Annotated in this window: 9 protein-coding genes; 3 read left to right on the top strand and 6 right to left on the bottom strand. The window is 71.6% G+C overall.

The genetic code is table 11. The annotated features are described in order from the left end of the window. The coding region (locus tag AC1DP0_RS13740) for a serine hydrolase domain-containing protein (RefSeq protein ID WP_478085111.1) at positions 1-1,298 on the top strand (1,298 nt) is incomplete at its 5' end. A 38-nt stretch (positions 1,299-1,336) separates the two neighbouring features. Here the strand turns inward: AC1DP0_RS13740 and AC1DP0_RS13745 are convergent. From AC1DP0_RS13745 to AC1DP0_RS13760, 4 genes are all read right to left on the bottom strand, one after another. Continuing rightward, on the bottom strand, positions 1,337-1,915 hold the full coding sequence (locus tag AC1DP0_RS13745) for a DUF3043 domain-containing protein (RefSeq protein ID WP_478085112.1): 579 nt from the start codon (positions 1,913-1,915) through the stop codon (positions 1,337-1,339). A 52-nt stretch (positions 1,916-1,967) separates the two neighbouring features. Further along, positions 1,968-2,447 (bottom strand): plastocyanin/azurin family copper-binding protein, encoded by a 480-nt coding sequence (locus AC1DP0_RS13750; protein WP_478085113.1) that lies wholly within the window; start codon positions 2,445-2,447, stop codon positions 1,968-1,970. A 370-nt stretch (positions 2,448-2,817) separates the two neighbouring features. Then, positions 2,818-3,378: a protein-L-isoaspartate O-methyltransferase family protein gene (locus tag AC1DP0_RS13755; RefSeq protein ID WP_478085114.1), complete on the bottom strand. Its 561-nt coding sequence runs from the start codon at positions 3,376-3,378 to the stop codon at positions 2,818-2,820. A 63-nt stretch (positions 3,379-3,441) separates the two neighbouring features. After that, positions 3,442-4,251, bottom strand: coding sequence for a methyltransferase (locus AC1DP0_RS13760; RefSeq protein ID WP_478085115.1), 810 nt, complete (start codon positions 4,249-4,251; stop codon positions 3,442-3,444). Positions 4,252-4,318: 67 nt separating this feature from the next. On the opposite strand from AC1DP0_RS13760, the gene AC1DP0_RS13765 reads away from it, so the two are divergent. Beyond that, positions 4,319-5,689, top strand: coding sequence for a M20/M25/M40 family metallo-hydrolase (locus AC1DP0_RS13765; RefSeq protein WP_478085116.1), 1,371 nt, complete (start codon positions 4,319-4,321; stop codon positions 5,687-5,689). A 141-nt stretch (positions 5,690-5,830) separates the two neighbouring features. On the opposite strand, the gene AC1DP0_RS13770 is transcribed toward AC1DP0_RS13765, so the two are convergent. Continuing rightward, positions 5,831-6,604 carry a metallophosphoesterase family protein gene (locus AC1DP0_RS13770; protein WP_478085117.1) on the bottom strand — a complete coding sequence of 258 codons (774 nt, stop codon included), beginning with the start codon at positions 6,602-6,604 and terminating at the stop codon, positions 5,831-5,833. A 5-nt stretch (positions 6,605-6,609) separates the two neighbouring features. Continuing rightward, the gene (nadA, locus tag AC1DP0_RS13775; protein ID WP_478085118.1) at positions 6,610-7,836 is read right to left on the bottom strand and encodes a quinolinate synthase NadA; all 1,227 of its coding nucleotides are present in this window, start codon (positions 7,834-7,836) and stop codon (positions 6,610-6,612) included. Positions 7,837-7,908: 72 nt separating this feature from the next. Between nadA and AC1DP0_RS13780 the strand changes: the two genes are divergently transcribed. Next, a partial coding sequence (locus AC1DP0_RS13780) for a glycerate kinase (RefSeq protein WP_478085119.1) occupies positions 7,909-8,411 on the top strand: 503 nt, incomplete at its 3' end.

The raw sequence follows: 8,411 nt of genomic DNA on the forward strand, positions 1-8,411 counted from the left end.
GGGTCGTCTCGGCGCAGCGGTCGTGGCGCTCGCCCGGGGTCAGCGTCGGCGTCGTGCGCGACGGGCGCCTCGCCTGGTCCGCGCACGTCGGCTCGGCCCGCCTCGGTGCCGATCCCGCGCCGGCGACCGACGACACCCAGTTCATGATCGGCTCGGTGACGAAGACGTTCACGGCGCTGACGGTCATGTCGCTCCGCGACGAAGGACTGCTCTCGCTCGACGACACGCTCGAGACGTACCTCCCGGCCACCAGGCATGCGCGGGTTCCCGTGCGACAGATGCTTGCCCACGCCTCTGGCCTTCAGCGCGAGCCGGTCGGCAACATCTGGGAGACCTTGGTGGCACCCGAGCGCGAGCAGTTCCTCGCCGGTGTCGAGGACGCCGAGCAGGTGCTCCCGGCCCACCACGCCTTCCACTACTCGAATCTGGCCTACGGCCTCCTCGGGCAGGTCGTCGAGCGCGTGACGGGCCAGGACTGGGAGCGGGTCGTCCGCGAGCGCGTTCTCGACCCGCTCGGGATGACGCGCACCGGTCTCGCTCCCGCCGACGACCGGGCCCTCGGGTACCAGGTCGACCCGTACGCCGGGACCGCGAGGGAGGAACCGCTCCTCAGCCCGGGCGCGACGGCCCCCTTCGGCGGGCTCTGGTCGACGGTGGCCGACATGGCCCGCTACGCCGCCTACGTCGCACGCCCCGATGACCGCGTCGTGCAGCCCGAGACCGTCGAGGAGATGTGCTGGCCCATCATCATGACCGACGTCGACAGCTGGAGCGGCGCCTACGGGCTCGGCTTCGGCATGGGCCGGCGGGGGGAGCGGGTCTACGTCGGGCACGGCGGGGCGATGCCGGGCTTCCTGACGGGACTGCGGGTGCGGCGCACGGAGGGCGTCGGCGCCGTCGTCTTCGCCAACGCCACGTCCGGGGCGCTGACGCTCGGCCTCGCCACCGACCTCGTCGAGGCCGTCGCCGACGCAGAGCCGTCGTTGGCCGCCCCGTGGGTGCCGGAGGCCGAGCAGCCGGGCCTCACCGAGCTGCTCGGCCTGTGGTGGTCCGAGGGGTCGCCGATCACGTTCTTCGTCCGGGACGGCGAGCTGTGGTCGCGGCTCGCCGACGACGAGCCGCTCTCCGAGACGCGATACGCCGCCGAAGGTCCGGACCGCTACCGGGCCGTGGCGGGCCGCGAGCGCGGGGAGATCCTCGACGTCGTCCGCGCGGCCGACGGGTCGGTCGACAAGCTCTACTTCGCGACGTATGCCGTCACGCGGGCGCCGCTCGCGTTCGCCGAGCTGCAGCGCTGACGGTCCGGCGGACTGCTGGGACCGGACGGAGGAGTGGCTCAGGCAGGGTGCTCGCCGCGGCCGACCTGCGGCTTCGGCATGCGGGTGCGGCGCATCTGGAAGGCGCGCATGATGGCGTACCACGCGTCGCCCTTCTGGGCGCTGCCGAACTTGTCCTCGACCTTGCGACGGGTGCGGCGCCACATCAGCAGGGCGTCGCCGATGGCCACGAGGATCAGGCCGTAGACGAGCACGAAGACGAGCAGCAGGGCCCAACTCGTGCGGACGAAGCTGAGCAGCAGCACGATGAGCATGATCGGCAGCATGAACTCGCCGACGTTCCAGCGAGCGTCGACCGTGTCGCGGATGAAGCGGCGGCGGGGGCCCTTGTCGCGGACCGGCAGGTACTTCTCGTCGCCGGTCATCATCCCGGCACGCTGCTTGGCCATCGACTCACGGCGGGCCGCCTTGTCCTGGGCGCCGGCCGCCTTGCGGTCGGTGACGATGAGCGGACGCTTGTTGAGGGCCTCCTGTTCGCGCCGCTTCGGGGTGGGGCGGTTCTTCGCACCGGGGCGCGCCGAGTCGTCCGTCGTCGCCGGGGCGAGCTCGTCGTTGAGGGTCTTCTTGCGTCCGAACACGAACACACTCTAAGCCGAACCCGGCCCGAGCCCTGCATCGCGCCCGACGGGACTACGTGATGACGAGCGTGCCCTTCTCGCCCGCCGCATAGTGCCCGGGGAAGGTGCACAGGTAGGTGTAGGTGCCCGGTGCGGCGGTGAACGTGATGGTGTTGCTCTGCCCGCCCTCGATGAGCCGGGTGTGCGCGACGATGGCCGGGTCGCCGACGTTCAACCAGTCCATGTCGTCACCGGCCGCCTTGCTGCTGGCGATGACCTCGGCCTCCTGGCCGGGTTTGACCAGCACCCAGTTGTGGCCGACCTCGTCCTCGGAGTCCGTGTGGTTGACGAACTTCAGCGTGATCGTGGAGCCGGCAGGCTCTTGCAGCGTCACCTTGTCGTAGTGGAACTCCGTGGCTCCGGTCGCAGAGCCGACCTCCACCGTGATCGTTCCGGCGGTGACCGGCTTGGTGGCACCCGGGTCCTGCGCCGCCGGTTCTGCGGCTCCGCTGCAGCCCGCCAGCAGGACGCCGCAGGCCGCGATGCCCGTCATCCGTCGAAGACGCCGTCGCGCCAGACTCGAACACCTTGCAGTGGGCATCTGGGCTTCCTCTCCTTGGAAGGGCCGATGGAAACGGCAGCTGCGCACGCCGGCACGCGGAGCATTCCCCCGGGTTGCTCTTGGCGGTGAGGCCCTTGAGGGCCACCCTGTGGCCGTAGGTCTTTCGCAGATCCGCGGCACCCCGGGACCGAGGCCAAGACGACGCTCATACAACCAACCCCTGTTGCCGGCACCTGAGAATCAGGGTATTCCTGCGGGCGCATCCGCGAATCCAGACGGCGCAGAGTCACGTTCACCCCGAATTGAGCAGCGCGACCGTCGTCGGCAGGGACCACGACAAGCCACCGGAGCACGCGGGCGGTCAGCGCAAGGGGACGAAGAGGTACGGTCCGTGCTGGGTGGTCCGTGCGGCGCCCGCCTCGAGGACCACCCGGCTCATCCGCCCGCGGACCGGGATCACCATGACCCCGTCGGGAGTCAGCTGGTCGACCAGCGTCTGCGGCAGGGCGTCCGCGTTGGCGGAGACGAGGATCCGGTCCCACGGCGCCTCAGCGGGCGCGCCCAGGACGCCTGGCTCGGCGACGCGGATCGAGGCGTGCGGCAGTCCGGCGCGGGAGAGGTTCTCGGCTCCCCAGACGGCGAGCTCGGGCTCCAGTTCGACCCCGAGGACCGTGCCCGTCGGACCGACGAGATGGCCGAGCAGGGCTGTCGTCCAACCGGATCCGGAGCCGACGTCGAGCACTCGCTGGCCGGGCCGGACGTCGAGGAGAGTGAGCATGGTTGCGACCGTGCGTGGTTGGGAGTTGGTCTGGCCGTGGCCGATCGAGATCGGACCGTCGAAGTTCGCGCGCCGCCGTTCGGTGCGAGGGAGGAACCCCGCACGAGGCACCACGGCGAAGGCCGCGCGCACCGCGTCGTCCATGCGTCCAGCCAAGCACGTGACGGCCCAGGCGTCAGCGTCAGGCGCCAGCCCTCGGAGTCGTCCTCAGGGCGTGCGACGGGCGATCACGTGCAGGAGGGTGCCGAGTGCACGGTAGGGGTCGGTCATGCCGAGCCGTTGCTCGACCTCCAGCAGCGCGGTCAGCTCGGCGCCCTCTGGTGCCGGCTCGTCGACAGGGACGTCGTCGCTGGCGACTCGGATGCCGTACCACGCGGACACCTCGAGGCCCGCAGCCTCGCAGTGTTGCGTGAGCGTGGCGAGGGTATCTGCTCGCGCGTCGACGCCGATCTCGTTGTGGTAGACGGCGTCTCGACCCCCGTGGGCCGCGAGCTGCACCTCGTCGAGCATCGCCAGGGTGGCCGCCCAGGCATGACGGCGCGCCGGACGCCACGCCATGGCGTCACCGTTGCGGGCCACGATCGACACGATGCCGCCCGGCGCCGCGCGACGCGCGAGGGCGTCCACGGCGCTCCGGCTGTCGGGGAGATACATCAGCACGCCGTGGCACAGGACGACGTCGTATGCCGTCGGCCCGGTGGCGTCGGCCAGACCGTCGAGGTCGGTGGCCACCATGGTCACTCGTCGAGCCTCGGCTCGAGTCAGACCGGCGGCGGCCTCTGCGAACGCCGCGCGCATGCGCTCGTCGGGCTCGACGGCCGTGATCGAGTGCCCGAGTCGGGCCAGTCGGAGCGCCTGCGTGCCCTGGCCCGCCCCGACGTCGAGGACGCGAAGCCGCCCGATGGGCAGGTGCGCAGCCAGCTGACGGGTGACCATCTCCTGACGCACGACGTTGCGCAGGTTGCCGAGCCGCTCGAGCCAGGGCCCTTGCCCGGCGACGAACGTGTTGTCTCCCATCCGCCGAACCTACCCATCGGGGCGCCGGCGCCGCGGGGCCCCGCGTGCCGTGGGTAGGGTCGGGCTCGTGACTGACGACGCCCTCACCCCCGACCAGATCCAGCAGATCCGCGACCGCGTGGCCGACCTCATGCCGCAGGTCCGCGCCGACCTCGAGGGGCTCGTGCGCATCCCGAGCGTCTCGGCCTCGTCCTTCGACCAGAGCCAGGTGGCCCGCAGCGCCGACGCCGTGGCCGAGCTGCTCCGCCGCGAGGGCCTCGAGGTCGAGGTCGTCGTGGAGGGCGGCCGTCCTGCCGTCATCGGCCACCGGGCGGGCCCCGAGGGTGCTCCGACGGTGACGCTCTACGCCCACCACGACGTGCAGCCGCCTGGCGACGAGACAGACTGGCACAGCTCGCCCTTCGAGCCGGAGGAGCGGGACGGCCGCCTCTACGGACGCGGAGCCGCCGACGACAAGGCGGGCGTCATGGCGCACGTCGCGGCGCTGCGTGCCCACGCCGGCAACCTGCCGGTCGGCGTCACCGTCTTCGTCGAGGGGGAGGAGGAGTCCGGCTCGCCGTCGCTCGGCACCATCCTCGAGAAGCACGGCGACCGGCTGGCCGCCGACGCCATCGTCATCGCCGACTCCGGCAACTGGGACATCGGCACGCCCGCCCTCACGACGACGCTTCGCGGCGGCATCCGGGTCGTCGTGCAGGTCCAGACCCTCGACCACTCCGTGCACTCCGGCATGTTCGGCGGTGCGGCCCCGGACGCCGTGACCGCGCTCGTGCGCCTGCTCTCCTCGCTCCACGACGCCGACGGCAACGTGGCCGTGGCGGGTCTCGACGCGGGCGAGGCCGCCGACATCGACTACGACGAGGAGCGGTTCCGCGCCGAGTCCGGTCTGCTCGACGGCGTCTCGCTCATCGGCTCCGGCTCGATCCTCAGCCGACTGTGGAACAAGCCCTCGATCACGACGATCGGCATCGACGCGACGTCGATCGACAAGGCGTCGAACACCCTGTCCGCCAAGGCTGCCGCCAAGATCTCGGTGCGCCTCGCACCGACCCAGGACCCGCTCGTGGCCTTCGACCGGGTGCGGGAGCACCTCGAGGCGCACGCCCCGTGGGGGGCGCGCCTCAGCGTCGAGCTCGAGGAGCACGGCTCCGGTTTCGCAGCCGACGCCGACGGCCCCGTCTACGACGAGGCGCGTGCGTCGTTCGCCGACGCATGGGGCACCGAGCCGGTCGACATGGGGGTCGGTGGCTCGATCCCCTTCATCTCCGACTTCTCGGCGCGCTTCCCGAACGCGTCGATCATCGTCACGGGGGTCGAGGACCCGGACACACGTGCACACGGCGCCAACGAGTCGCTGCACCTCGCCGAGTTCGAGAAGGTCTGCGTCGCCGAGGCGGTGTTCCTCGCCCGCCTGGGGGCGCTGCGTCCCACCTCCTGAGGCACGCGGCATACGCACGAGGACTGGTCGCGCGACCGACCGATGATGTGCGCCATGGTGCTGCGTCCGGTGGGGTCATCACCCCACCGGACGCAGCACCATCGGTCGGGTCATCCGCGGGGGCGGCGGATCTCGACCGGGTCAGCTCGACACGGAGACCGACCCGCGGAAGATCCCGTCGCGCAGCTCGAGAGCGTAGGCGTCGGCCTCGGGCATCCCGAGCTCGCGGGCCACGGCGATCTCGGCCTCGATGTCGTAGTCGACCCGGACGAAGCTCACCGAGAACGGCCCGGGTTCGGGGGCGTCGAGCCGACCCTCGAGCACCACGTAGGGCGCCGACGGTGCGTCGAGGTGGTTGCCGACCGCGCCGGCGTTGAAGAGGGTGAGGCCCTCGTCCACCTCGAGGTACGCGCTGTGGATGTCGCCGTAGCCGACGACGTTGGGGGTCGTCAGGGCCTCGCCCGTCCCCGCGGTGAAGGGGCCGGTGAAGGCGGTGTCGGTGAACATCGCGCGGAACTGTTCCTGCGTGTGCCGCACGTGCACCCGGTGGAACTCGCTCTCCTGCGACGCGTGGAACAGCCGGATGCGGTTGCCGCTCATCACCAGCTCGTGGACGTCGGGCAGCGCCCCGAGCCAGGCGATCTCGTCGTCGCCGAGCTCGTCGCGCACCCACTGTGCGTGCTCCCACGGCTGTTCGTCGCTGGCCGCGATGAACGTGTCCCAGTTGCCGCGGACGGTCGTCACGCATGCGTCGCGCGAGATCTTGACGCACTCCGCTCCGCGCGGCCCCTTGCCCACGACGTCACCGAGGTTGACGACATGGTGGATCCCGCGCTCGTGGATGTCGGCGAGCACGGCGGCGAGCGCCGAGACGTTGCCGTGGACGTCGGAGATGACCGCGACGCGGTCGAGCACGAGGGTCAGTCCTTGTGGGTCGTGCCGGGCAGGGCAAGCATCCGGTCGAGCGCCGCGCGGGCCTCGGCTGCAACGGTCGGGTCGACGCGGATCGGGTTGACGACACGTCCCTCGACGAGCGACTCGAGCGCCCACACCAGGTGTGGCAGGTCGATCCTGTTCATCGTCGAGCAGTAGCAGACGTTCTTCTCCAGGAAGGAGATCCGCTGCTCGGGGAACTGCTGTGCCAGTCGACGCACGAGGTTCAGCTCGGTGCCGACGACCCACGACGTGCCGGCCGGGGCGGCCGCGATCGTCTGGATGATCTTCTCCGTCGATCCCACCTCGTCCGCCAGCTCGACGACGTCGTACTGGCACTCCGGGTGCACGATGACCTTGACGCCCGGGATCTCGCGGCGGGCGGCCTCGACGGCGTCGACCGAGAAGCGGCCGTGCACCGAGCAGTGCCCGCGCCACAGGATCATCCGTGCCTTCTCGAGCTGCGCCTGCGTCAGGCCGCCGTTCGGGCGGTGCGGGTCCCAGACGACGCAGTCGTCGAGGGAGAGGCCGAGCTCGCGCACGGCGGTGTTGCGGCCGAGGTGCTGGTCCGGCAGGAAGAGCACCTTGCCGGCGCCGTCCAGACCGTTGTCGTCCAGACCGTCGCCGTCCAGACCAAGGCCGCCGACCTGGTCGAAAGCCCAGTCGAGGGCGGTCCGGGCGTTGGAGCTCGTGCAGATGGTGCCGCCGTGACGCCCGGTGAAGGCCTTGATCGCGGCGGAGGAGTTCATGTAGGTGACCGGGATCGTCCGGTCGGCGACCCCGGCGGCGGTGAGCTGCTCCCAGCAGTCCTCGACCTGCGCGATCGCCGCCATGTCGGCCATCGAGCAGCCCGCGGCGAGGTCGGGCAGGATGACGGTCTGCTCGTCGCTCGTCAGGATGTCGGCGGACTCCGCCATGAAGTGCACGCCGCAGAAGACGATGTGCGGCGCGTCGGGCCGGGCTGCGGCGTCGCGGGYGAGCTTGAACGAGTCGCCCGTCACGTCGGCGAACTCGATGACCTCGTCGCGCTGGTAGTGGTGCCCGAGGACGAAGACCCGGTCCCCGAGCGCGGCCTTGGCAGCGCGGGCGCGCTCGACGAGACCGGGGTCGGACGGCGCCGGCAGGTCGCCCGGGCACTCGACGCCGCGCTCGGTGTGCAGGTCGGTGCCCTGTCCCAGGACCAGCAGGGGGAGCGGTGCAGGTGCCGTCGTCATGCCCAGATCGTATGCCGGTCGCCGCGCTCCCAGCGCCACCACCCGGCCCGGGGCAGTGGCAGGATTCCGGACGTGCACGTGATCATCGCCCCCGACTGCTACTCCGGCACCCTGACCGCCTCCCAGGCCGCGACCGCGATCGCCGAGGGCTGGGGTCGGACGGCTCCGGGCGACCGCCTCACCTCACTACCGCTCTCGGACGGCGGCCCCGGCTTCGTCGACGTCCTCGCCGAGAACCTCGACGGGGAGGTGCACGCAGTGGTGACCACCGACCCGCTGGGGCGTGAGGTGCCGGGCACGATCCTGCTGACGACCGGAGCAGGCGGGCGCACGGCATACGTGGAGTCGGCCCAGGCGGCGGGGCTCCACCTGCTCGCCCCCGACGAGCGCGACCCCACGCGTACGACGACGACGGGTGTCGGCACCCTGGTCCTTGCGGCGCTCGACGCCGGGGCTCGACGCGTCGTCATCGGTCTCGGCGGCTCCGGCACCAACGACGCCGGCGCGGGACTGCTCGCAGCCCTCGGCGTCGGGCCGACGGCGCTTCTCGGTCGCGGGGGCCTTGCCCTCGGCGC

It is taken from the genome of Terrabacter sp. P5_B1 (genome assembly GCF_056400505.1).

Excerpts from the sequence above, each read along its gene's own strand:
- AC1DP0_RS13755 (WP_478085114.1), bottom strand. The coding sequence starts at position 3,378 with ATGGACGACGCGGTGCGCGCGGCCTTCGCCGTGGTGCCTCGTGCGGGG.
- AC1DP0_RS13750 (WP_478085113.1), bottom strand. The coding sequence starts at position 2,447 with ATGACGGGCATCGCGGCCTGCGGCGTCCTGCTGGCGGGCTGCAGCGGA.
- AC1DP0_RS13760 (WP_478085115.1), bottom strand. The coding sequence starts at position 4,251 with ATGGGAGACAACACGTTCGTCGCCGGGCAAGGGCCCTGGCTCGAGCGG.